Annotated in this window: 20 protein-coding genes; 7 read left to right on the plus strand and 13 right to left on the minus strand. The window is 47.2% G+C overall.

The window, feature by feature from the left end:
* Window positions 1-5: 5 nt before the first annotated feature.
* The 5 genes from MINF_RS08405 to polX all read right to left on the minus strand — a co-directional run bounded on the left by MINF_RS08405 (window position 6) and on the right by polX (window position 5496).
* Window positions 6-185: a hypothetical protein gene (locus MINF_RS08405; protein ID WP_012464232.1), complete on the minus strand. Its 180-nt coding sequence runs from the start codon at window positions 183-185 to the stop codon at window positions 6-8.
* 93 nt (window positions 186-278) lie between these two features.
* Entirely contained in the window at window positions 279-1022 is a 744-nt protein-coding gene (gene cdaA, locus MINF_RS08410) for a diadenylate cyclase CdaA (RefSeq protein ID WP_012464233.1), read from the minus strand.
* A complete protein-coding gene (folP, locus tag MINF_RS08415; RefSeq protein ID WP_012464234.1) occupies window positions 1019-1882 on the minus strand; it encodes a dihydropteroate synthase in 864 nt (287 codons plus the stop codon). The genes cdaA and folP overlap by 4 nt, the downstream gene beginning before the upstream one ends.
* Before the next feature lie 323 nt (window positions 1883-2205).
* A complete protein-coding gene (locus MINF_RS08425; RefSeq protein WP_012464236.1) occupies window positions 2206-3408 on the minus strand; it encodes an RNA-guided endonuclease InsQ/TnpB family protein in 1203 nt (400 codons plus the stop codon).
* Between the two features lie 189 nt (window positions 3409-3597).
* On the minus strand, window positions 3598-5496 hold the full coding sequence (gene polX / locus MINF_RS08430) for a DNA polymerase/3'-5' exonuclease PolX (protein ID WP_148205217.1): 1899 nt from the start codon (window positions 5494-5496) through the stop codon (window positions 3598-3600).
* Between the two features lie 147 nt (window positions 5497-5643).
* On the opposite strand from polX, the gene hemL reads away from it, so the two are divergent.
* The 4 genes from hemL to MINF_RS08450 all read left to right on the plus strand — a co-directional run bounded on the left by hemL (window position 5644) and on the right by MINF_RS08450 (window position 12231).
* The gene (hemL, locus tag MINF_RS08435; RefSeq protein WP_048810296.1) at window positions 5644-6930 is read left to right on the plus strand and encodes a glutamate-1-semialdehyde 2,1-aminomutase; all 1287 of its coding nucleotides are present in this window, start codon (window positions 5644-5646) and stop codon (window positions 6928-6930) included.
* Entirely contained in the window at window positions 6927-8726 is a 1800-nt protein-coding gene (locus tag MINF_RS08440; RefSeq protein WP_012464240.1) for a SpoIVB peptidase S55 domain-containing protein, read from the plus strand. The genes hemL and MINF_RS08440 overlap by 4 nt, the downstream gene beginning before the upstream one ends.
* A 165-nt stretch (window positions 8727-8891) precedes the next feature.
* Window positions 8892-9932 (plus strand): cytochrome-c peroxidase, encoded by a 1041-nt coding sequence (locus MINF_RS08445; protein WP_048810532.1) that lies wholly within the window; start codon window positions 8892-8894, stop codon window positions 9930-9932.
* Between the two features lie 139 nt (window positions 9933-10071).
* Window positions 10072-12231, plus strand: coding sequence for a WD40 repeat domain-containing protein (locus MINF_RS08450; protein WP_048810297.1), 2160 nt, complete (start codon window positions 10072-10074; stop codon window positions 12229-12231).
* 495 nt (window positions 12232-12726) lie between these two features.
* Here MINF_RS08450 and MINF_RS11485 read toward each other — a convergent pair whose 3' ends face one another.
* Window positions 12727-12888 (minus strand): hypothetical protein, encoded by a 162-nt coding sequence (locus MINF_RS11485; RefSeq protein WP_187146933.1) that lies wholly within the window; start codon window positions 12886-12888, stop codon window positions 12727-12729.
* Window positions 12889-12972: 84 nt separating this feature from the next.
* Entirely contained in the window at window positions 12973-15006 is a 2034-nt protein-coding gene (ftsH, locus tag MINF_RS08455) for an ATP-dependent zinc metalloprotease FtsH (RefSeq protein WP_274377010.1), read from the minus strand.
* Window positions 15007-15085: 79 nt separating this feature from the next.
* On the opposite strand from ftsH, the gene MINF_RS12030 reads away from it, so the two are divergent.
* Window positions 15086-15610: a hypothetical protein gene (locus MINF_RS12030; RefSeq protein WP_012464250.1), complete on the plus strand. Its 525-nt coding sequence runs from the start codon at window positions 15086-15088 to the stop codon at window positions 15608-15610.
* Between the two features lie 53 nt (window positions 15611-15663).
* On the opposite strand, the gene MINF_RS11620 is transcribed toward MINF_RS12030, so the two are convergent.
* From MINF_RS11620 to MINF_RS08485, 4 genes are all read right to left on the minus strand, one after another.
* Complete coding sequence (locus tag MINF_RS11620; RefSeq protein ID WP_048810298.1) at window positions 15664-15894, minus strand: hypothetical protein; 231 nt, start codon at window positions 15892-15894, stop codon at window positions 15664-15666.
* A 600-nt stretch (window positions 15895-16494) separates the two neighbouring features.
* Complete coding sequence (mqnE, locus tag MINF_RS08475) at window positions 16495-17643, minus strand: aminofutalosine synthase MqnE (protein ID WP_012464252.1); 1149 nt, start codon at window positions 17641-17643, stop codon at window positions 16495-16497.
* A 4-nt stretch (window positions 17644-17647) separates the two neighbouring features.
* Window positions 17648-18511 carry a 4-hydroxybenzoate octaprenyltransferase gene (locus tag MINF_RS08480; protein ID WP_012464253.1) on the minus strand — a complete coding sequence of 288 codons (864 nt, stop codon included), beginning with the start codon at window positions 18509-18511 and terminating at the stop codon, window positions 17648-17650.
* A 6-nt stretch (window positions 18512-18517) separates the two neighbouring features.
* Window positions 18518-19072, minus strand: coding sequence for a UbiX family flavin prenyltransferase (locus MINF_RS08485; protein ID WP_012464254.1), 555 nt, complete (start codon window positions 19070-19072; stop codon window positions 18518-18520).
* A gap of 751 nt (window positions 19073-19823) precedes the next feature.
* Here MINF_RS08485 and MINF_RS08500 point away from each other — a divergent pair.
* Both MINF_RS08500 and MINF_RS08505 read left to right on the plus strand, forming a co-directional pair.
* Window positions 19824-20510, plus strand: a complete 687-nt coding sequence (locus MINF_RS08500; protein ID WP_048810300.1) for a response regulator — start codon at window positions 19824-19826, stop codon at window positions 20508-20510.
* 21 nt (window positions 20511-20531) lie between these two features.
* Entirely contained in the window at window positions 20532-21260 is a 729-nt protein-coding gene (locus MINF_RS08505; protein WP_012464258.1) for a class I SAM-dependent methyltransferase, read from the plus strand.
* On the opposite strand, the gene dapB is transcribed toward MINF_RS08505, so the two are convergent.
* Both dapB and dapA read right to left on the minus strand, forming a co-directional pair.
* The gene (dapB, locus tag MINF_RS08510; protein ID WP_148205218.1) at window positions 21255-22004 is read right to left on the minus strand and encodes a 4-hydroxy-tetrahydrodipicolinate reductase; all 750 of its coding nucleotides are present in this window, start codon (window positions 22002-22004) and stop codon (window positions 21255-21257) included. The genes MINF_RS08505 and dapB overlap by 6 nt on opposite strands.
* A gap of 41 nt (window positions 22005-22045) precedes the next feature.
* A complete protein-coding gene (gene dapA, locus MINF_RS08515; protein WP_012464260.1) occupies window positions 22046-22951 on the minus strand; it encodes a 4-hydroxy-tetrahydrodipicolinate synthase in 906 nt (301 codons plus the stop codon).
* Between the last annotated feature and the right edge of the window lie 6 nt (window positions 22952-22957).

The raw sequence follows: 22957 nt of genomic DNA on the forward strand, positions 1-22957 counted from the left end.
CGAGATCATTTCAATAACCTGAGAGAGGAGAGGAGCTGGTCCAAGGAGCCCGGCTCTATCGATTCCTTAAGAATAATCCAGATTGCAACCGCCAGGACCAAAGAAAACAATTTCTGCTTCCAGTGAGAAAAGATATTCATTATCGCTTCGCCACACCGGTTATCTTTTATCGACGGTCTTTCCATTGATCTGGTTGGCTTTACAATGATTTAAATTCCACAATCAATAACATAGAGCCAGGGAAAATTTCAAGTTATTTGTTCAATACGGAAAACCTCTTAAACAAGAATCTGGGTGAGTTTGGCCCTGAGTCCATCGGGATCAAAGTGCCTTTCTATTTTTCCCTTGTATGCCACCGAAATGATGCTCGTGACCTCGGATATGACCACGACCACGGCATCGGTCTGTTCACTCAATCCTAGGGCGGCCCTGTGTCTCAGTCCTAATAGCCTCTCCATCTGTTCAACTTGGCTCAAAGGGAATATGGCTGCAGCCACAACGATCTGATCCCCCCGGATAATGACTCCCCCGTCATGGAGAGGAGTCCGTGGATAAAAAATGGTCACCAAAAGATCGGCGCTGACCTGGGCATTCAAAATCGTCCCCGTATCCCGTGCGGGCATAAAAACATCATCCTGTTCGATAGCTATAAGAGCCCCTATGTGCTCTCTTTGGAGAATTTCAGAAGCATTGACGATATGTTCGATGACTTCGGACTTCTGCTGCCTGCCGATATGAACAACACTTCTACGCCCCACCTCGGCAAAAACCTGCCGCAACTCGGGTTGAAATAAAACAACAAGGGCAACGAAAAAAGAGGGAGAAAAAAGCCTAAGGAGCTCGGTCAGTACTCTTAAATGGAACACGGAAGAAAACAAGGTCAGGCCCACAAGAACAACAATAAGACCCGTCAATACCTGGAACCCCCTGGTCCCCTGTAACAACTTCCAGATTTGGTATATGGCAGTGGCAATAATCAAAATCTCCAGTATTCCAGAGATAGGAAAGCCGAATAATTTCATTGCAAAAGATCCGTATCCCAGAGTTTCTCAAGAAAATTTCTTGCCGCCACAGCCGCCGACACATCATGCACTCTCCAGATTTCCACTCCGAGGAAAAAGGCAACTGTTTGAGCAATGGTATTCATTATCTCAATATCTATTCCATGTTGTTTGGCAAAAGCTTGCAAAAAACTTTTCCGTGATACCCCGATCATGAGTGGCCTTCCAAGATCAAGAAAACGATCCAACCTCCGCAGCAACTTGAGATTATGCGTTTTATCTTTTGCAAATCCAAACCCCACATCACAAACGATTCTTTCCTTGGCTATGCCTACATTTAAACACCTTTGGAGTTTGTTTGAAAGCTCGGCAAAAACTTCTTCGACCACGTCCCCGTACCGGGCATCCCTTTGCATGTTCTTGGGCATCCCACGAGAATGCACGAGTATATAGCCGACATTGCCCCCCGCAACGACATCAAGAATACCTGGATCCCATCCCCCTCCGGATACATCATTAATGATATCGGCTCCTTCTTCTATAGCTACGCGGCTAACTGCCGCCTTGTAAGTATCCACGGACAACGGCACGGTCAATTTAGCCCTACATCTTTTCAGGACGGGGAGGAGTCTTAAAATTTCTTCTTTTTCGTCAACAGGATCGGCCCCAGGACGGGTAGACTCGGCTCCAAGATCGATAAAGTCAACCCCGCTGTCCTGCATCCAGAGTGCACGGTCTGAAGCCGCTTGGGGATTCATGTATTTGCCCCCGTCAGAAAAAGAATCTGGGGTTAAGTTAATGACCCCCATAATCATGGGACGACGCGCAGGAAAACGAAGCATTTTTTTTCCCAAATTCCAATGCATTTCTTTTTTTAACATGGCTTAAAATAGGACAAATTAAATTTCTTTCCTCTAAGATATTCTAAAGAAGTTTCTCAATGCCATAGCCTTTTTTTTGCAGCTAAGAGTTAAAAATTCATCCCGTAGAGCTTTCTTTTTTTCAAGCCAGATCCCTTGACTCCATCCTCGAAGAAAAAGCCAAAAAAGAAAAAAGAATGCCAACTCTATACCCAACAAGTGCTTTTTTCTTTTCCCCTTTTTTCCATGATCAAAGCCAAGAATAAAATCAACACAAAAAACGATCTGCAATTCCCAGGAAGAGGGCAGCTAAAAACCGTTCCGTCAGACTTACTCATTCCTGCTCAGCCATCGACAAAGCTGGCTTCCTGCTTCACCGAGGCGGTTCGCTTGGCGCGAAACGCCAAGCCAGAGCCTTCCTCTCCGCAGGCGTGATTTCCGGCGGAACTCGCCGTAGCGAGCGCCAGGCGCTCAAGATTTTTCGCCGCGTTCAGGTCGCGGTCGTGGATCGCACCGCAGGCCGGGCAAGTCCACTCCCGCGCCGACAGCGGCAAGGTTTCCAACTCGTACCCGCACGCCGAACACGTCTTGCTGCTGGCGTAGAACCGATCCGCAACCACCACCACGCTTCCCCGCATAGCGGCCTTGTACTCCAGCTGCCGCCGGAACTCGAAGAAACCGCCGGCTGCGATGGAACGGGCAAGACGCCGGTTGCCCATCATTCCACGCACATTCAGGTCCTCGACGCCGATGATCGAAAACCGACGCGTGAGGCCGGCCGACAGCTTGTGCAGGGCGTCCATGCGGCTGTTGGCGATTCGAGCGTGCAGCCTAGCCAGCTTTACCTTGGCCTTTCGCCGGTTGGCCGATCCCTTGGCCTTGCGCGAGAGGCTCCGCGAGAGCCTGCGCAAGCGGCCCAGCCGCGCCTTGTGCGGCTTGGGGCCAGGCACCTTCTCCCCCGTCGAGAGCGTTGCCAGCGCGGTCAGGCCCAAGTCCACACCCACCGCGCCTTGGTTCTCGGCTTTGGGTAGATGCAGCCCGGGAGCGTCTACTGTGATGCTGGCGAACCATCGGTCGGCCACCCGGGAGACCGTGGCCGACACGATCTTACCGGTGAAGCGCAACGGCTCGCGCATGCGCACCCAGCCAAGATTCGGGATGCGAATGCGGCAGCCGTCAACCTCAAACTGATCGTTGGTAAGGGTGAAACGGTCGTCACGGCCTTTCTTGCGAAATTGTGGATACCGCGCTCGACCCGCGAAGAAGTTCGCAAACGCCTGCCCCAGCTGAATAATCGCCATCTGCGGGGCACATTTGGTGACTTCCAGCATCCAGGGGAACTGCTCGCGCTTGATGGCGTTGAGCTGGCGGCGCAAGGAATACTGCGATGGCTTGGGCAATCTCTTGTCGGCCTTCCATGCCTCGTACTGCTTTTGCCACTGCTCCAGCGCCCAGTTGTAGGCGAAGCGTGCCGTGCCCGCAGCCTTGGCAAAATAGGTCGCCTGCGCGTTGTTCGGATCAAGGGCTATTTTGTGGGAAATCAGCATTGCGCAACCTTAAGATTATCCCTGTTTTTATCAGATCCAACGCTTTCGTGTCTCCTGTTGCCTTTCCATTCCCAACGCTTCAGCACTTGGGCACAAATACCAAGAAACTCGGCGGCTTCGTGGATACCTGCCAGTTAGCGTTTTATGTGTGAAATATTTAAAAAAGCGCAGGAATAAGCAAGGATTAAATTAACTGTTCAAACCCTTTTTCTTTCTTCCCTTGATCTGTAAAGCTTGGATTACTTCTTTGAGAGGGAGGCAGTTGATAACATCTTCTTTGCGCAGCCACCCTTTACGGGCGATATTGACTCCAATCTTAAAGAAAGCGATTTCTTTGAAGTGGTGTGCGTCAGGATTGATAACGCACTTTACCCCTTTATCTCTAGCTGTTTTCCATAGTCTCCAGTCCATATCCAGCCGCATAGGCTGAGCATTTAACTCTATCCAACAACCTGTCTTTGCGGCGCAATCAATAACCTTGTCCATGTTTACAGGATAAGGTTTTCTGACCAACAATAATCTTCCCGTCGGATGCCCTAACATTGTCACGTAAGGATTCTCCATGGCTTTTATAAGCCTTTGGGTATTATCATCTTCATCGCTAGAAAAACCGGCATGAAGAGAAGCAACGACATAATCCAGCTCTTTGAGCAAGGAGTCGGGAAAATCCAATTTCCCTTCTTTCAAGATGTCACACTCGATACCGCTCAATAACCGGAAATTTTTCCACCGGGCATTCATGTTTTTTATTTTTTCAACCTGGGCATATACTCTTTCTTCACTCAGCCCATTAGCTTGAAAAGAAGATTTCGAGTGATCGGCTATACCCAGGTATTCTAATCCCATGTCCATGGCTGCCTTGGCCATCTCTTCCAAGCTACTCCTGCCGTCGCTTTCGGTTGTATGACAATGGAAAACTCCCCGAATATCTTCCCATTCCACGAGTCTTGGGATTTCATTTTTTTCAGCAGCTTCAATCTCGCCCATGTTTTCTCTCAGTTCTGGAGGAATGTAGGCAAGACCCAAGGATGCATAAATGTCTTTTTCGCTCCGGCATGGAATCTTGGATTCAAAAGGTTGAACAAGCTGAGGGTTATCCTCGGATTCTCCTTCAGCCGTTTCTCTTTCTTGTGCTCTCGACACCCGGAAAAGTCCCCATTCGGATAGTTTTTTGCCCTGGGCAATCGCTCTTTGCCGCAAGGCCACGTTATGTTCCTTGCTTCCTGTAAAATGAAGGAGAGCATAAGCATAATCTTCATCCGGGACAACGCGCAGATCACAGGAAATACCTTTTTCCAGTAACACCGTGGATTTCGTTTCTCCATGATTGACAATGCGACTTACTTGGGGAAACCGCACGAAATAATCCATGACGGCCTGCGGTGTTCCGGAAGTACATATAAAATCAAGATCTTTTACGATCTCTTTTCCCCTCCGAAAACTCCCGGCAACATGAACATGAACAATTGAAGGATTTTTTTTCAGATAATCAAGGAGCTCTTCTACGATGTTGATGAGATCCCCGTACCGATGGTAGGCGGCAAAAGAGCGGAATTGACTAATTCCTAAAAGGATGTTTTCTTCGGACTTTGGACCAAAACCGGCTAATACGGCGATCCGATGTTCCTTGCATGCTTTCTCCAAAGAATCAATATCTTTAATCCCGAGTTCCTCATAAAGAATCTTTGCTCTCTTGGGTCCCACTCCCGGAATCTCAAGTATCTCTAAGAGACTGGCAGGAAACTCTTTTTTCAATTCTTCGTAATAGGGCAGGCTCCCCGTAGTGATCAGCTGGGTTATTTTTTCTCCAATTCCCTCCCCAATGCCTTTTATCCCCTTGAGACGTCCTTGGGCGACCAGATCGTCCAGCTCCTCGGCTAAAGAGTCAATTACCCTTGCAGCTGTTCGATAAGCCCTGGATTTAAAGGGATTTTCCCCTTTCAATTCAAGCAAAGTGGCGATGCCTTCAAGAACAGAAACGACCGTCTGTTTATCCACTTTCTTCGCCGGGGAAAGAACTTTTTTTGGAACTTCGACTTGTGAAGCGTCTGAAGTCGGGGACTGATTTTCCTTTTTTTTCTTTGCCATGTTGTTAATTTTAGCTTTTTTTTTATGAGAAAAAAATGAAGAAAATCCCCTTTTGATTGCCCGGTAAGGCAAGTATATAATCTCCCCTAGCTTAACAAGCTGTCCAGGGCTGCCTTAAGGGAATCCTTTTCATTGATAAAACTAGAAATGGACTTCGTGCTCTCTGAAAAATTATGGAAAGAAGCCCAGGAAATTTTTCCTGGCGGAGTCAATTCTCCCGTTCGTTCTTTTCAATCGGTAGGCGGCTTCCCTTTTTATGTCAGCCGAGCGAAAGGTTCAAAAATCACCGATGTCGATGGAAACGACTATACCGATTATGTCTGTTCATGGGGAGCTTTAATTCATGGTCATGCCCATCCTGCCGTTGTGCGGGCCGTGGGAGAAGCCCTTAAAGACGGAACGAGTTACGGCGCAAACAGCCCGCTTGAAATCAAGCTTGCCCGGCTTATCCAGTCCGCCATGCCTTCGATCGAAAAAATCCGGTTCGTCAACAGTGGAACCGAGGCATGCATGACCGCTATAAGAATAGCCAGGGGAGTGAGTGGAAGAGAAAAGATAATGAAGTTTGAAGGATGTTATCATGGACACTCGGATAGCCTTTTGGTCAAAGCCGGTTCTGGAGCTCTCACTACGGCTGTACCCAACAGCGCCGGCATTCCTCCATGTCTTTCCTCTTTAACTCTCGTTCTTCCCTGGAATGACAGGCAAACTCTTCTTGAAGCTTTTAAACGACAGGGCAAAGAAACGGCTGCCGTTATCCTCGAACCGGTGCTGGCGAACTGCGGATTAATTCCTCCCGAAGAGGGTTTTTTAGAATGCCTCTTTAAGACGGCTCGAGAATATGGAACTCTTGTCATATTCGACGAGGTGATTACAGGTTTTAGATTGGCCTTGGGCGGGGCACAGGAAATTTTCGGAATTCAACCTGACCTGACCGTGCTTGGGAAAATCATTGGTGGAGGATTGCCCGTGGGGGCTGTTGGAGGCAAAAAAGAGATCATGGACAGCCTATCTCCACTGGGAAGTGTTTACCAAGCCGGGACACTCAGCGGCAATCCCCTGGCTATGGCCGCGGGCATTGCTCAACTTGAACAGATCAAAAAAGCACCACCCTACAGCCATCTAGAAACTTTAGGAAGTGAGCTTGAATCGGCAATAAAAGACATTCAAAGAAAGCTACCAATCCCTTTTCAGTTCAATCGACGCGGATCCCTGTTCAGCTTTTTCTTTACCGCAAAAAACATTCGATCCGCTACCGATGTTTATAGCGTAGATAAAAAGCGATTTTCTTGTTTCTTTACCTCCCTTCTCCATTCAGGCATATTTCTTCCCCCTTCCCCTTTTGAAACCGCTTTTTTGAGTACAGCCCACAGCGAAACTGACATTGATGAACTGGTCAAGTTCGTTTATGATATTTTAAAGAAGATGCCATGACTCTTTTATTACGCCTCGTTTTCGTGGTTTGGGTTTCCCTGGTTTTCTTTCTTTCCACGGGGCAATTTTGCCTGGGTTCCGAAAGCAACTCTGCTGTGGAATATTATCCGAAAGAAAAGCTTAAACCCGGAATGCGGGGTATTACTTATACCGTCTTACAAGGAGATAAAATTGAACCCCTCCAAACGGAGATCCTGGGTATAGCTAAAAACTACATCGGGCCGGGGCTCGACCTGATCATCGCCAAGCTCGTCGACCCCAAAACGGCGGTGATTGGAGCCGTTCATGGCATGAGCGGCAGTCCTCTCTACGTGGATGGGAAACTTGTAGGGGCATTGTCCCGTCGGATTGCTTCCTTTGAAAAAGATGGCCACTGTGGTTTTACCCCGATAGAAGATATGCTTAAGGTCGAAAGGATGGAGAATCAAAACCTCGGTTCTCCTTCGTCGTATCTTTCTTTAGGGAACAGCTCCTCCTGGAATCTTATCGGACCTCGTCGCCCCGGGGGACTTTTGCAACAAAGAACGGATTGGCTGGCTGTCCCTCTTACGGTTAGCGGCATCAACCAAAATCTTTTTGAAAAGTATCTCAAGCGATTCGGCTGGGAAAAATTTCCCTTCCTGGTTGTTTCCGGTGGATCTGGATCTTCCTCTTTGACCGTCCAACCTGAATCTTTGCAACCGGGTTCTCCCGTCTCCGCCGTCATGATGACAGGAGATATTTCTATAGGAGGAACCGGTACCTTGACATGGAGAAAGGGGATCAACGTTCTAGCTTTTGGTCATCCCATGTTCGGATTCGGCAAAAGCGATCTTCCCATGGCCATGGCTGAAGTCATTACGACCATCCCCAGCTATGAAACCCCTTATAAACTGGCGAATATCGGTTCCGTTATAGGAACTATACTGGAGGATCGGCTTTCGGCAATCGGAGGCAAAATAGGCCCTATTCCTCCCATGGCTTCTTACAGCTTGAAAAGGATCCACGATGATAAAATGCTGAAGCCTCTAGAAGGGCGATTTATATCGCATCCTTCCCTCTCTCCCATGCTCGTCAATCTTGCCTTAGCCGAGGCCTTGTCTTCTACGGATAATTCCTCGCGAACGTTTTCAGTTAAAGTCGAGGGGAAGGTTCTTTTTGAAAATCTCCCTCCCCTTTTCCTGGGAGGGTTTTATTCGGGACATGATACCGATATCATCGATGCGACCATGGAAATTACCAAGCCGTTGAATATCCTTTTTGAACAACCTTGGATCGAACCCAAAATCAAGTCCTTGGACCTTTCCGTTGTTTCTTCTGAAAAAGAAAAGGTATGGATGGTCGAAAAGATCTATACCGATTCTCAAAGATATAAACCTTCTTCTCAAGTCCATCTCCAGCTTGAACTGAAAGAAAAGTATGGAGAAAAACTCCTGCGCAGTGTCCAGTTCAATATCCCCTCAACGGTGGGTGCTTCCACGACCTTGACGGTGCGCGTTCTTTCCGGCAATATCCTTGACAAGATTATCTTGGATAAAAAGATCCAGGATATATCCGACGCAAAGGAGCTTGTTGAGGCCCTGAATGCAAGACATAAAACCAATAGCCTTTACATACAACTTGTTGCCGAAAGTCCCGGAGAAGTCCGCGCAGGTCATGAACTGCCTTCCTTACCTCTTTCTTTAACCGTCCTTTCCAATGCATCAAACGTTTCCAGGCTGACCGTTCAGGACAACGAGGAGATATTAACAGAAACCGAAATGGAGCTCCCGGGCATGGTATGGGCAGACAAGGCCGTGAAAATTGAAGTCCAGTAAGCAGAAGTGCCGTTCTATTCCAATAGGATAAAAAAAATCTTTTACTTTCATTTCTTGACAGTTCGATCAAAAGATTATAAAGCCTTCAGTAGTTTGTATTTAAAAATATTTTCATCCTTTCTGGATGAAGCTTTGAAAATTTTTTACAAAAAAAAGAGGTTACCGATGCACAAGGTCAGTGGGTTTTTTCTCTGTTTTATCTGTTTGCCCCTTCTTTCCTTTTTTTCCTCGAACCCCGGTTATTCTCAAGAAATTGCTCCTGATAAAGTCAAAACCATCTTCGGCATCGTCCCCAAAGTTGCAGAAAATCCTTCTAATCCCGTTACTCCTGAGAAGGTCAACTTGGGGCGCTATCTCTTTTTTGAACCCAGGCTTTCAAAGAGTTCTAAAATCAGTTGCAATTCCTGCCATAGCTTGGCTAATAGCGGGGTTGATGGCCTGCCGACTTCAATCGGTCATAAATGGCAAATCGGTCCAAGAAATGCTCCCACGGTATTGAATGCGGCCTTGGAATTCACCCAATTTTGGGACGGTCGAGCCAAGGATGTCGAAGAACAAGCCATGGGACCGATGCTAAATCCCAAGGAAATGGCCTCGACCAAGGAACTCGTGGTCCAAAGGCTGAAAAGTATCCCCCAATACGTGGAAATGTTCAAGAAAGCATTTCCTGATGAAACCGATCCGGTCAGTTTTGAGAACGCGGCAAAAGCGATAGCTGCCTTTGAACGCACCCTCATAACCCCGTCTCGTTTTGACCGATACATGGACGGAGACCTGTCGGCGTTAAGTCCCGAAGAAAAAGAAGGACTGAAGACTTTTATCCAGACCGGTTGTATTTCCTGCCATAATGGAACGGGTATTGGAGGAGGAATGTTCCAAAAATTCGGCTTGGTCCACAAGGTTAGCTGGTTGCAGGACCTGGGGAGATTCGAGGTCACCAACAACCCGGCGGATAAATATGTTTTCAAAGTTCCTTCTCTACGCAACGTGGCTAAAACCGCTCCCTATTTCAACAATGGTCATACTTGGTCTTTAGAAGAGGCGGTAAAAACGATGGGGTATGTGCAGCTTGGAAAGAATTTAACCGATGAAGAAGTAAAGAAAATCGTGAGCTTCCTCGGCAGTCTTTCTGCAGAACCTCCCCTGCAAGTTACTCTACCCAATCTCCCTCCTTCGACACCACAAACCCCAAAACCAATGCCTTAAAAGGGTGATTTTTAGAGGAAAACTAAGCCTTGGATTTCGGGTTTTAGCTTGTATTGGCTCCTCTTTTTATAAGAGCGGTGTTTTTTTCTTCTTTTTCTAAGGCTAATAAGGATATGAAAACGGAGCATGCATTTTGGCCATGAATATTTTTAAAAAGATTCCCTCTCAAATCTTTATTTTAAGCTTATTTTTTTTTCAAAGCCCTCCAGAAATCCACGCTATTCATCCTCAAAGAATAATTTTAGACAGTTACAATGACTTTGCCCAAGGAACTTCTGAAAGTGTCGAAATAAAAGCCGAAGGAACGCTTGTTCCCTCCCCTTTCATGGAAAAAATTTGCAGCCTTCCTGCCGAACAAACCTGGTCAATCTTGGCTGAATCTTTAGACAGTTGCCTTGTAGGAACATCTCCAGAGGGGAAGTTGTTTCGCGTCAAAAAAGACGGTTCATACCAACTCATCGCCAAGTTTCCCGAAGGGAATGTTTCAGCCTTAGCCAAAAACAAGAAGGGAGAGATCTTCGTCGGCACTTCCCCCGATGGGAAAATTTACAAAATCGATACAAACGGCCACTTTACCGTCTTTTTTGATCCAAAGGAAAAATACATATGGAGTCTTATTTGTGATGATAAATCTAATGTCTATGTAGGAACCGGAATTGGAGGACGTATTTACCGGTTAACCGCCGAGGCCAAAGGAGAAATTTATGCCACGGTCAATGAAACCCATGTCCGTACCTTGCTTTTCCATCCTGCAAAAGATACCTTGCTTGCGGGAACGGCAAACAGGGGAGCCATTTACGAAATTTTCCAAGGAGGCAAATCCATCCTTCTTGTCGATCCTGAAAAAGATGAGATCAACCAACTGGTAGCTGGAGAGGAGGGAAACGTTTACTTTTCTACCGTCGGAAAGAAAAAATCTCCTCGGATACAAAATCAATCCCCACAGGACAGCTCCTCCTTACTGCCAGAAGGGTGGATAGAAGTCAGTGGAGAACCCGACGAAACCAAGGAGTATCCCAGCACAAAAACTCAACCCCTCGTCTCGATAAAGCCTTCTATTCCTCCAAGGCTTTCCGAAATCTGGAAAATGGAAAAAACAGGGACAGCCTATCCCATTTGGAGCAGCAAGGATTTTGTTTTTGCCATCCAGTGGTTTAAGGACCGGCTTTTCATAGGATCAGAGTCCGGAGGTTATATCTACTCGATTGATTCCAATGGGAAAATGGATCGGGTGATGAAAACGGATTCTAACCAGGTTAATGCCTTTGCCTTAAGTGGGAACCAACTATTCATTTCTTCAAGCAATCCCGTTCACATTTATTTGAGCGGAGAAAGTGCGCGTGAAAGAGAATCTGTCTATCGTTCTTGGCCTTTAGATGCAGGATCGATAGCCAAATGGGGATCAATAAGGCTGGAAAAAGAAGGAAACGTTGAAATCCTCACAAGAACGGGTAATACCCATAGGACAGAAGCGGGATGGTACGGGTGGCAGCCGCTCGTGGACAACCATTGTGTAAGTCCAAAGGGCAGGTACTTGCAATTCGAACTTCGGCTCGGGAAAAACGCCAAGGTGAGCCGGGTCGAAATCGCCTGTTTACCCGAGAATATTCCTCCTAAAATCGAATTGTTAAAAATCCTCCCTTCCGGAATTTCTTATAGCAGTCTAACGATGCCTCCTCCGCCCCCTCCAACCAAGACGATCGATCAGCTTCTTTCTCACGATGAAAAACCCCCTGAGTTTGAAAGCCAAGCCCTTCCCCCGCGATTTCAGATCAAGGAAAGCCGGGGACTTCGGACAGCCGTTTGGAAGGCTGTTGATCCGGATGGAGATGACCTAAAGTACTGCATTTTCTTTAGGCCTTTTCTTTCTCCTCGCTGGACAGTCCTTGCCAAGGACCTGGATGAAAGTTTATTTAGCTGGGATACAACCGGATGGCCGGATGGCTTTTATGTCCTCAAAGTAGAAGCTACGGATGAAAAGGATAATCCTTTGGGCATGGGGTTAAAAGCCTCTCTAGAAAGCCGTCCTTTCCTGGTTGATAATACTCCTCCCAAGATCCACATCCAGAATAAAACCCTAAACGCCATTAGTCTAACGGTATCGGATGAAGGCAGCGGGATTAAAACGGTGGAAATTTCCGAAGATGGGAAAAACTTTACTCCCCTTTATCCCAAGGAAGGAGTACTGGATTTTCAAAAACAAGAATTTGTCATTTCCCTGACCCAAGAAAAGAAAATCCTTTTTATTCGTGCTGAAGATGAAAGCGGCAACATCTCCAATGCCCTTGTCAACCAGTGATCAAGCGCAGTTCCAAGTGCAAGGAATAGAGCTAGCCGCTACCTTTTATGCTCCTCCCCTTAAACCTACTGCCCCTAAATTTTCGTTTACCGAAACGATCCGGATCCCCAGGTAAACGAAACGCAGGCTCGATTCTACAAACTAGGATAATACAAAAAAGGCCGATCATCTGGCTTCCGATAAAGGGTAAAACTGGCGGCCAAGAATAGAGGCTAACCTTTTTTAAGCTGGACCGGAGGTTTCTGCGCTACCAATAAAGAAAACAACGGCTGGATGCCCTTCTCACAGCCGGGCTCTAAGAAAAAGGAAATAATTTCCACTTTCTTCTCGCCGCTTTCTCTGCTTGGAGGGAAGCCGCCCAGGTCTCGAAACAAGCTTTCCCTTTAGGGCAAGAGGCAGAACCTGTTATACTCAGGGTTCAAGTGCTGCGGGAAGATGGAAAAATAAGAAACCTTTCCCGATCAAGCAAAAAGAAAAGCTTAGCCCTGGCCGGCGTCAACCTTCATCAAGTGTTGAAGAACTGTAATCTCCAGGGATTGCCAGGTTCACACCGGGGTAAATACAGGCGATCAACCGGCCGATCTCATCCTTGAGTATGGTTTGAGGAGCTGAAACTTGGGTAAGGAACACGGCAACAAAGCTCGGGCTTATGCCCAAAAGACCGCTTTTCTCTTCTTTGTCAACCCATTACAAGGAAATGCGAAGGGCAATCCTTGCCCTTTTAAGATAACCTCGCTTCAATTAAGCCGGGGCTCCTTCAAGACCGGGTAAAAGCCCACCATCTTTAGTGGTTTCTTCCTGTCTTGCCGGGCTCTTCGTAGAAGAAGCTTCACCTCCATTGGAAACTGGGGAAGAATTCTTTGAAGGAGGATTGGTCATCTTTCCCGTTTTCACAATTTCGGTCACTTGGTCGGCATTGAGGGTCTCATACTCCAAGAGGGCTTGGGCTAACGCTTCGACTTTATCTTTATGCTCCAGGATAATTCTTTTAGCCTTTTCATAAGCCGCCTGGATGAAATGTTGGACCTCGTGGTCAATTGCACGAGCCGTGGCTTCACTATAGCCTCTTGAAGTTCCTAACTCCCTACCGAGAAAAACCATTGAAGAGTCATCGGCGTAATGGACCATGCCTAACTTTTCACTCATCCCCCACTCACACACCATTTTCCGAGCATACCAAGTAGCCTGGCGAATATCACCGCTGGCTCCACTCGATATATCACCCAAGAAAACTTCCTCAGCCACCCTGCCTCCCATGGCTACGCAGAGATCATCCAGGACCTCTTTCTTTCGGGCATTGTATTTATCGGAAGCAGGAAGCATCATCGTCACGCCCAATGCAGGCCCTCGCGGGATAATCGTAACCTTGTGTATGGGATCGGTATTTTCCAAGAGGACATTGAGAACGGCATGGCCTGCTTCATGATATGCGGTGGTCTTTCGCTCTTCCTCGCTCATGGCAAGGCTGCGGCGCTCCTTACCCCACCTCACCTTGTCCCTGGCTTCTTCCAAATCCGGTTGATCAACGTTATCTTTGCCTTTTTTAGCGGCTATTAACGCCGCTTCATTGATTAGGTTAGCTAACTCGGCTCCGGAAAATCCGGGTGTACCCCTTGCCAGCGCGGAAAGATCGGCATTTTTTGAAAGCTTAATCTTTTGCGCATGAACCCTAAGGATCTGTTCACGACCCCGGATATCGGGCAAGTTTACCCGAACCTCGCGGTCAAACCTTCCGGGTCTCAAAAGCGCGGGATCCAACACGTCCTTCCTATTGGTCGCCGCAATGACGATAACTCCTTCTTGAGACTCGATCCCATCCATTTCAACCAAAAGAGCATTTAAAGTCTGTTCCCGTTCATCATGGCCTCCGCCAAGGCCGGTTCCTCGAGCACGTCCAACCGCATCGATTTCGTCAATAAAGACGATGCATGGAGCATGACGCCGGGCTTGTTCAAACATGTCCCGAACTCGTGAGGCTCCCACGCCCACGAACATCTCCACAAAATCCGAACCACTAATGCTGAAAAAGGGCACGTCGGCTTCCCCCGCTATAGCCTTGGCCAGCAGAGTTTTTCCTGTTCCCGGAGGCCCCACCATCAAAACACCTTTGGGAATCCTTCCTCCGAGTTTCTGGAATTTCTTTGGGTCCTTGAGAAATTCAACCAGCTCCTGGACTTCTTCCTTGGCCTCTTCCACTCCCGCAACATCTTTGAAAGTCACCTTTGTTTTTCCTCCGCTCAAGAGACGCGCTCGGCTCTTTCCAAAGCTGAAGGCCCCCCTGCCCGCCATCCTAATCTGTTGGCGGAACAGAAAATAAAGAGCCAAAATAAACAAAAGGAAGGGAAGAACGCTTAAAAAAGCTTGCCCCCAAAAATTGTGAATGACTTTGACATCGATTTCGGGGAACCCCTTGGATGCTAAGAACTGTTTTAAGTCCCTGTTGAATTCCAAGTCAACTACGGTGCGAAACGGAACAACGATTTCCGCATTTTCGGTTGGCCCCGCCGGCCGCGTGTACCTTCCCTCCAGAAATGTCTGCCCGGTAGATGTATCCCGGATAAAAACCAAGGCCTTGACCCTTCCCTGGTCTAAAAGCCGTGTCAACTGGGGAAGGGATTTCTGCTCAATTCCCGGACCCTGATTCACGCTGACATAATAAGCCAGCACGACAAAAAGAATTGAAACAAGAAAGAAAAGAAATCCTTTCCAATTCGATTCACCGCCCGGTTCGTTTTTCGATGAATCGTTTCTTTTTAACGATGAACCTTTTTTCATTTTTGGAAATTGCAATGAAGACTTTGGCATACCAATAAATATTATTTTTTTTAAACATAATACCACTACAAAGAAATTCTTGCAAACGAAAGCTGGGATTTATGGAGATTTTCCTCTTTTTTTATCGGAAGAATTTGAAACAAATCCTAGGGGAATCCACCGTATTCTTTGGCTTGCTCACCCCTGCCTAAATAGGAAAGAAGCAGGCTTCCCGCTTCATCGAGGCCGGTTTCGTTCTCGCCTTGCGACCAAGACCAGAGCCTTCCCCTCCAGGAGCCGACACCGTGGAACTCACGGCCAAATCCTTGCGATTCACTGGGGCGTCCACCTCCCGGTGTTGCTCAGCCCCACAGGCTGGACAGCTCCACCTCCGCGCCAAGATCGGCAAGCTTTCCAACCGGTGCCCGCAGCAGGAACGGCTCTTGCTGCCGGAAAAGATCGGATCGGCGACCACCTCCCCGCCTCGGATCGCGACCTCTTATTCCAACTGCCGCCGCAACTCCTAGAAGCCCACCTCTGCGATCGACCGAGCCATTCTCGGGTTGCCTATCATGTCACTCACCGCCAGGCCCTCAGGCGCCGCTGGGCTAAAACCGGCGTCTGAGTCCAGTCGTGGGCTTGAGCAGGACCTCCATGCGGCTGTCAGCGATTCTGCCGTCAAGCCTCGCCAGCTTCTCCCTGGCCTTGCCCCGGCTGACCGACTTCTTCCTCTTGGAGCCCAGGCTCAGCACTAGGCTGCGCAAGCGGTCCAGCAGCTCCTTGGGCGGCTTGGAACTGGTCACCTTCTTCCCAGCCGAGATCCTTGCCAGGGCCTACACGGCCGGATCCACGCCCACCGCGCCTTGGTTTTCGGTTGGGGGTAGGAACAAGGCGGCCGGGTGTGTCCACAACGATGCGGGCGAACCACTTGCCGGAGATGCCGGCAGGACGCTGCCGACATGATCTTGCCAGTAAAACGCAAGACCTGGAACATGCGCTCCCAGCCGATCTTGGGGATTCGAATCTGCAAACCGTCGCCTTCAAACCGGCGGCTTGTGAGGGTGAAACGGTCGCGAACGGCTTTCTTAGGAAGAGTTGAGGTAACGGATCCGTCCGGCAAAGAAGTCCTGGAACGGTTGCCAGACTGGATAATCGCCGCTTTAGGAGCGCACTTGGCAGCTTCGGGCATCCACGGGTATTGATTGTGCTCGAGCGCATTCAACAGGCTTTGTAGCGAAGCCCGCAAAGGCTTCGGTATAGAGGCGTCTTTTCCCCATGCCTCGTACCGCTTTCCCATTTTTTGCCCCAAGCCCAATTGTCGACAAAGGGGGCTGTTCCCGCCGCCTCGGGCAAAACAATCAGCCTGCTTTTTGTTTGGATCCTGGACGATCTTGTGGGCGATCAGCACCGCGACCCCACTGGAACTGGGCAGCCTCACGAACGCAGCCCTTCTTGCGCGAGCTGTTCGAAACGCACACCGCAGAAACGAGCACCTCAGAAGCGAACCGATCAAACCCTAGCAGGCAAATAAGAATTAGGCTCTAGTTTCCGGTAATAGGTATCCCGACGTATGGGAATTTTTCCCGCATTTTCAATCGCCTTTCTTAAGGTGGCAACGGTCTGTCCCGGGGGTGTCTTCGATCCGGCCATGTGAAAGATTCTTTCCTTTTCAATCGTCCCGTGCAAGTCATCTGCCCCGTAATTGAGGGCGAGTTCTGCAACGGCCATTCCCGAACTGATCCAGTAGGCCGTTACGTGATCAAAGTTATCCAAGAACAGCCGGCTGAAGGCAATCGTTTTTAAAAAATCGATGCTCGTAGCCTTCTTTATATTTCCCAGCTTTGTGTTTTCCGGTTCAAAGGCAAAAGGAATAAAAGCACAAAAGCCCTTCGTTTCATCTTGAAGTTCCCGAAGCCTCGATAGGTGATCAACTCGATGGGCAAGGGTTTCAACATGGCCAAAAAGCATTGTCGCCGTACTTTTTTTCTTCAGGTTGTGCCACCGCCTGTGCACTTCGAGCCACTCATCGGCGCTTTCTTTACCTGCACAGATCCTTTTTCTTATTTCCGGATCAAATATTTCGGCTCCTCCCCCCGTTAAAGAATCCAGGCCGGCGGATGCAAGGTCAACCAGGACCTCTTGGATAGATTTCTTGGCGATTCTTTTCGCCAAATGGATGATCTCTACGGCCGTAAAGGCCTTAATCATTACCTGGGGCAATTTTTCTTTTATTGCTCGGATCAAATCGAGGTAATAAGAATAGGGTAGCTTCGGGTGCAATCCGCCTACGCAATGAACCTCCGTGGCCCCTTTTGCCGCCGCCTCTTCGGTTTCTTTAACCAGTTCTTCTATGGAATGGGTAAAAGCTCCTTGTTGGCCATTTCTTCTATAAAAAGCACAAAATTGACAGCTCAAGATACAAACATTCGAATAATTCAGGTACCGGTTAAGAATATAGGTAACCACATGCCCATTCTTATCCCTGGAAACCCAATCGGCAAGGCTGCCTACAAAATTCACGTCCGGACAGGCATAAAGACGCAGCCCATCTTTAACGCTCAACCTAAGGCCATTACCGATTTTCTCTACTATATCCGCTAATCCCAGCCGCAGGGAACGATCTAAGAAAGTCGAATAGATATTCTCGTTGATTCTCATAACCTTACACGGAGAGACTCAATAGAACTCCCACGAAAATAAACAGGCTGATCCAAGCATTCATATTAAAAAAGGCCATGTTGATCTGCCTTCTTCCCCCGGTTCTGCTCAATATATGCTCATAACCAAGGATAACGGCCACCACTCCAAGAGCTATCCAATAAGGGCTTCTCATATCACCGATCAATCCAAAAACAGCCCAACTGATCCATGCTAAAAAATGTAACAAGGCGGCTAGCTTCAATGAAAATGGCTCTCCAAATTGGGCCGGCAGTGAATATAGGCCAACCCGCCTATCAAATTCCACATCCTGTAGAGCATAGATAATGTCAAAGCCAAAAGTCCAGAAAAAGACGGCAAGGGATAACAAGCAGGGCAGAGGACTTGCAAGGCTTCCTTTTACCGCCGCCCATGCTCCAAGAGGAGCCAAGCCCAGGCACAATCCAAGGACGGCGTGAGAATAGGGCCCAAATCTCTTGGTCAATGAATAAAAAACGATGAGAAAAGCCGCTAAAGGAGAAAGGAAAAAACAAAAAGAATTCAAAGAAAAAGCTCCAAGCTCAAATATCCCTAAGGAGACGATGCCTAGGGCCAAGGCTTCCCTCTTGGTTGCAAGTTTTGTCCTTCCTTCTGTCCGAGGATTTTGTTTATCAAATTCCCAATCCAGGAACCGGTTAAAAGCCATTGCCGCTGTCCTTGCTCCAATCATACAAAGCAATATGCCTATGAAAATTTTCATTGGAGGCATCCCCTTTGCCGCAACAGCCATAGAGGCCAACGCAAAAGGAAGGGCAAATAGCGTATGAGAAAATTTTACAAGTTCAAAAAGATTTCTTATCTTGATAAAAAGGTTTTTTAAACCGTTCATTCCATTCTAAAAACTTTGCTTCCAGCGGATAGACAATGAATTGTCTATACCGAGGTGATCTAAAACTCGGGCATTCACCGTATCGACCAGGTCCTCAATAGCCTGTGGGAGCCCGTAAAAGGAAGGACAAGCGGGTAATATTACCGCCCCGGCTTCTGCAAGGGTTGCAAGATTACGCAAGTGAATGAGATTAAGAGGCGATTCTCTAACAACCAAAATCAACTTTCTTTTCTCTTTTAAAAAAACATCCGCACTTCGAGTAATCGTTGAGTTCGAAATTCCCTGGGCAATTCGACAAGCCGTTCCCATGGAGCAGGGAATAACGACCATGGCGTCAAAGCGTGCAGATCCGCTAACAAAAGGGGCATCCATGGTATTATCGCTATATAAGCCAAATTTTTTAGGAATATCCAGGCCACGTCCCAATTCCAAGGCGATTACCTGCTTGCCCCTGTTACTCACGACCACGTGAATTTCATGATCGGTTTGAGAAAGAAAATGGAGTAACCTTTGAGCATATAAAGCTCCACTGGCTCCGGTAATGCCGACCACAATTTTCATCTTTTTTTCCGCTTTCTCTCCGGGAATTGAACTTTTTAAGCCTTCTTAATTTTTCAGTAATAATGTCGATCTTAAGGTCGTTCCAAACAACCCGATGAACCGCTTTATGTTTTGGAAAGGCAAGAAAAAAGCTCTTTTGCCTATAACTTGAGAGTTCATTTCCGTTCCAAGTCCTATTACGACCAATCTGCTTTTCCGAAAGCCTAGGGCAATAACAAGGAGAGCCAACCTTCAATCTCTCCGCCCTAACCCGCAGAGATGCATTTTACTGGCAGATGGAAACGATCTCTATCGGGAACATCCCTAGGTATTCCACGGCTAGGGGTAGTATAACTTTACGGGGCATGTCACGCAAACAGGAAAAACACAGAAAAGATCTCTTCTTTTTATGAGCCGGCAATGAAAGGTTCTTTAGCGGTAACCCTTTCAGCTTTATCCTTAGGAGGTGGCCTTCTTTCCGGGCGGCGTTTTTCCCTTCTGACTTCCTTGCAGGCGGCAGCAAAAAGGACTGAACCTAATAATAGTTTTTCTTTTATCAGATTAAAAATGCATTTTGCACAGCTTTTCTAGTAATAACATAGTTGCATTTTGCTTCTTTTAAATGCTTCTTAGTTTGTCGGGAATTTGAAATTAAAAAGGTTGCAAATAGTATACATTTTGCAAAAAAATCTTTTTTTTATTCCTCTTTATACAAGGGGAAAAGCGGAAAAGCAACAGCACTATTTAAGGTTTCCAAAAAATTGAGAAAAGAATGGAAAACAAAAGCAGAACAAAAAAAGATAAAATTAAAATATTCATAGTGGATGATCATCCCGTAGTTCGAGAAGGAATCATTCAACTTCTCAGCCGAGATAAAAACCTGCATGTTTGCGGGGAAGCGGGAAACGCCTACGAAGGGTTTGAGGGGATAGGGAAAGTTTTGCCCGACATTGCGATCATTAATCTTTCCATGCCCGGGAAAAATGGATTGGAACTGATTAGGGATATTCGATGTGCCTATCCCCAGGTTTATAATCTTGTTTTTTCTATGCATGACGAAATGATCTACGCAGAAAGGGCTTTAAAGGCGGGAGCAAGGGGTTACCTCATGAAGACGGAAGGAGGAGAAAAACTGATCGAGGCTATTTATAAAATTGCCAAGGGGGAGATAGCCGTTAGCCCGAAAGTTTCCAACCTTATTATTTCCAATATTTCAACAAAGACCCAGAAAACGGTCAATAATCCTACTCAACTGTTGAGCAACAGGGAATTTGAAATTTTTCAACTCATCGGCAAAGGCCATGGAATAAGACAGATCTCTGAACAACTGCACATCAGCATAAAAACGGTTGAATCGTACAGGAGCTCGATCAAGGAAAAGTTGAAAATCAAGTCTACCGAAGAACTTGTTCATTATGCGGTAAGCTGGTGTCAAGCTGAATTCCTAGGCATGAAATAAACTCTAAGCTCGCCCCTTCCCATGAAAATCCCCCCTTTCATGAAAAAGGCTAAAGCGTTTTTTTCCCGAGGGGTTTTATGTTTATGTTTCAGCTTGTTTTTTCGTGGTCATGCCGCTACCGCCGATTCTTTTTCTCAATCTTATCGGTTTAAAGATCCCTACTTGTGGTCAAGGGAGTTCGATTCAGCTTCTCGGGATAAATGGCAGAAACCACAGGCCGTTCTCCATGCCTTGCGTTTAAAACCCGGAGAAAAAATCGTAGATATTGGGGCAGGAACGGGGTATTTCGCTGTGAAATTTGCTCGTGCCGTTGGTCCTGAAGGCGAAGTACTCGCCTTGGACAGGGAACCGGCCATGGTTGACTACTTGCGGAAAAGAGCACAAAAGGAAGGTCTAAACAACCTCAAAGTCCGCCACGTGCCTACCAACGACCCAAAGCTTAAAAAACAGAGTGCCGATCTCATTTTTTTCTGTAACAGCTATCACCATATTCACAACCCAGGATACCTGAAGAAATTGGCTAACGCTTTGAAAGAAAACGGCCGCATTTGTGTTATCGACATCAAGGAAGGATCTCCACGGCTTTTCCCTTCCACGGCAAAATTTAAAAAGCATTTAAAACTTTCTGCCCAATCCGTGGTGGAGGATTTCACCAAAGCGGGATTTTACCTCGACAAAGAATTTTTCTTTTTACCTTACCAGTACTTCCTGGAATTCAAACCGGGCCCTATTCCCTCAAGGCAATTATAGGGCTAAAACAGAAGTTATCCGGTCCAATCCAAGGACATCCTTCATGGAATAAAGGGCAGGGGCTTTACCGATTATCCACTTGGCCGCTTTGAGAGAACCCAGAGCAAAAGGAAATCGATTTTCAGCTCTATGGGTAATTTCTATGACCTCACCTGGACCGCAGTACATGACCGTATGCACGCCTACAACCGTTCCCGCTCGAATGGAATGAACTTGAGGAAGTCTATTCCTAGGGTTTTTTTCGGCTTTCTGGCCCAACCCTTCATCCCCTTTTTCTTCTGCTTCAACAAGCACCTCTAAAAGCCTTTTTGCCGTTCCACTGGGAGAATCGAGTTTTGTATTGTGGTGGATATCAATGACATCCTTATCATAACTTTTTCCCAAAACGAGGGAAGCGATACGGACCAAAAACTCCATGGCATTTATTCCCAAGGAAAAATTCGGAGATAAAACGATGGGGATTTTTTGGGCAGCCTGTTTAATTTCCGCAAGTTCCTCTGGGCTATGGCCAGTAGTACCCATAACAAGCGGAACAGACCGACTCATCGCTTTTCTTACCAGTTCGGGGCTGAAATGATGCACCGAAAAATCGATGATGCAATCCACTTCTTTTACCAAGAGATCTTCTAACTTATCTTCCTTGTCGACTAGTCCAACGATTTTGACCTCGGGATCTAAAGCGGCGGCCTGAACTACCGTTTGCCCCATCTTGCCGCCAGCCCCGGTTAAAAGAATTCTTATCATAGCCCTGGTTCCTTCTGCTGGGTTTTTCGTTTCATGCACCATCAGGCAAGCAAGTGTTGAAAGCTGGCCAGCTTTTCCTTTGTCCGCTTTATGGTTGCTTCAAGTTTGGCCTGGTTTTGAGGTTGGAGAGGAGCCAAGGGGAGCCTTATTTCAAATTCAGCCCACCCCTCCATCGCCAACGCCGTTTTGATAGGTACGGGGTTGGTCTCGATCATGAGATCCCGAAACAAAGGGTAGAGAAGGCGATGGAGATGACAAGCCTGGTCCGATTTTCCAGAAAAAAATAATCGGACTAATGCCCCCACCGCCTTGGGGAAAAGATTTGAGGCTACACTGATTACTCCAACCGCTCCAACGCTTAAAAAGGGTAAAGTTAAAGAATCATCTCCACTCAAAATAGAAAATTCCTCGGGGAGAACCTGTCCAAGTTGGCTTACCCTATCTACACTGCCACTGGCTTCTTTAATGCCGACAATGTTCCTGTTTTTTTCTGCCAACCGGGCAACGGTTTCTACTGAAATGTCCACTCCGCACCTCGAAGGAATATTATAAAGGATAATCGGCAGCGATGTGGAAGAAGCAATGGCGGAAAAATGGCGAAACAGTCCTTCTTGAGAAGGACGGTTATAATAGGGAGAAACAAGGAGTACTCCATCAACCCCGATTTTTTCTGCTTCTCTGGTCAAATGGATTGCTTCAGCCGTACTGTTTGAGCCCGTTCCGGCGATAACCTTTATGCGTTTGCCGGCTATTTCCTTTGTCCACCGAATGACCTCGATATGCTCATCATGGCTTAGAGTCGGCGATTCTCCCGTCGTCCCTACGGGAACAACGCCGTCGATGTGGTTTTCGACCTGGTTTTCAACAAGCCTTTCCAAGGCTTTCTTGTCTATCTTTCCTTTTTGAAAAGGGGTAATAATGGCGGTGTATGTTCCTTGAATCTTCATATTTGC

Origin of the sequence: Methylacidiphilum infernorum V4 (assembly GCF_000019665.1) — a bacterium.
Classification (GTDB): Bacteria; Verrucomicrobiota; Verrucomicrobiia; order Methylacidiphilales; family Methylacidiphilaceae; genus Methylacidiphilum; species Methylacidiphilum infernorum.

Bases quoted from the DNA above. Each gene is read 5' to 3' on its own strand.
- MINF_RS08405 (WP_012464232.1), bottom strand. From the start codon at position 185: ATGGAAAGACCGTCGATAAAAGATAACCGGTGTGGCGAAGCGATAATG.
- cdaA (WP_012464233.1), bottom strand. From the start codon at position 1,022: ATGAAATTATTCGGCTTTCCTATCTCTGGAATACTGGAGATTTTGATT.
- folP (WP_012464234.1), bottom strand. From the start codon at position 1,882: ATGTTAAAAAAAGAAATGCATTGGAATTTGGGAAAAAAAATGCTTCGT.
- MINF_RS08425 (WP_012464236.1), bottom strand. From the start codon at position 3,408: ATGCTGATTTCCCACAAAATAGCCCTTGATCCGAACAACGCGCAGGCG.
- polX (WP_148205217.1), bottom strand. From the start codon at position 5,496: ATGGCAAAGAAAAAAAAGGAAAATCAGTCCCCGACTTCAGACGCTTCA.
- hemL (WP_048810296.1), top strand. From the start codon at position 5,644: ATGGACTTCGTGCTCTCTGAAAAATTATGGAAAGAAGCCCAGGAAATT.
- MINF_RS08440 (WP_012464240.1), top strand. From the start codon at position 6,927: ATGACTCTTTTATTACGCCTCGTTTTCGTGGTTTGGGTTTCCCTGGTT.
- MINF_RS08445 (WP_048810532.1), top strand. From the start codon at position 8,892: ATGCACAAGGTCAGTGGGTTTTTTCTCTGTTTTATCTGTTTGCCCCTT.
- MINF_RS08450 (WP_048810297.1), top strand. From the start codon at position 10,072: ATGAATATTTTTAAAAAGATTCCCTCTCAAATCTTTATTTTAAGCTTA.
- ftsH (WP_274377010.1), bottom strand. From the start codon at position 15,006: ATGAAAAAAGGTTCATCGTTAAAAAGAAACGATTCATCGAAAAACGAA.
- mqnE (WP_012464252.1), bottom strand. From the start codon at position 17,643: ATGAGAATCAACGAGAATATCTATTCGACTTTCTTAGATCGTTCCCTG.
- MINF_RS08480 (WP_012464253.1), bottom strand. From the start codon at position 18,511: ATGAACGGTTTAAAAAACCTTTTTATCAAGATAAGAAATCTTTTTGAA.
- MINF_RS08485 (WP_012464254.1), bottom strand. From the start codon at position 19,072: ATGAAAATTGTGGTCGGCATTACCGGAGCCAGTGGAGCTTTATATGCT.
- MINF_RS08500 (WP_048810300.1), top strand. From the start codon at position 19,824: ATGGAAAACAAAAGCAGAACAAAAAAAGATAAAATTAAAATATTCATA.
- MINF_RS08505 (WP_012464258.1), top strand. From the start codon at position 20,532: ATGAAAATCCCCCCTTTCATGAAAAAGGCTAAAGCGTTTTTTTCCCGA.
- dapB (WP_148205218.1), bottom strand. From the start codon at position 22,004: ATGATAAGAATTCTTTTAACCGGGGCTGGCGGCAAGATGGGGCAAACG.
- dapA (WP_012464260.1), bottom strand. From the start codon at position 22,951: ATGAAGATTCAAGGAACATACACCGCCATTATTACCCCTTTTCAAAAA.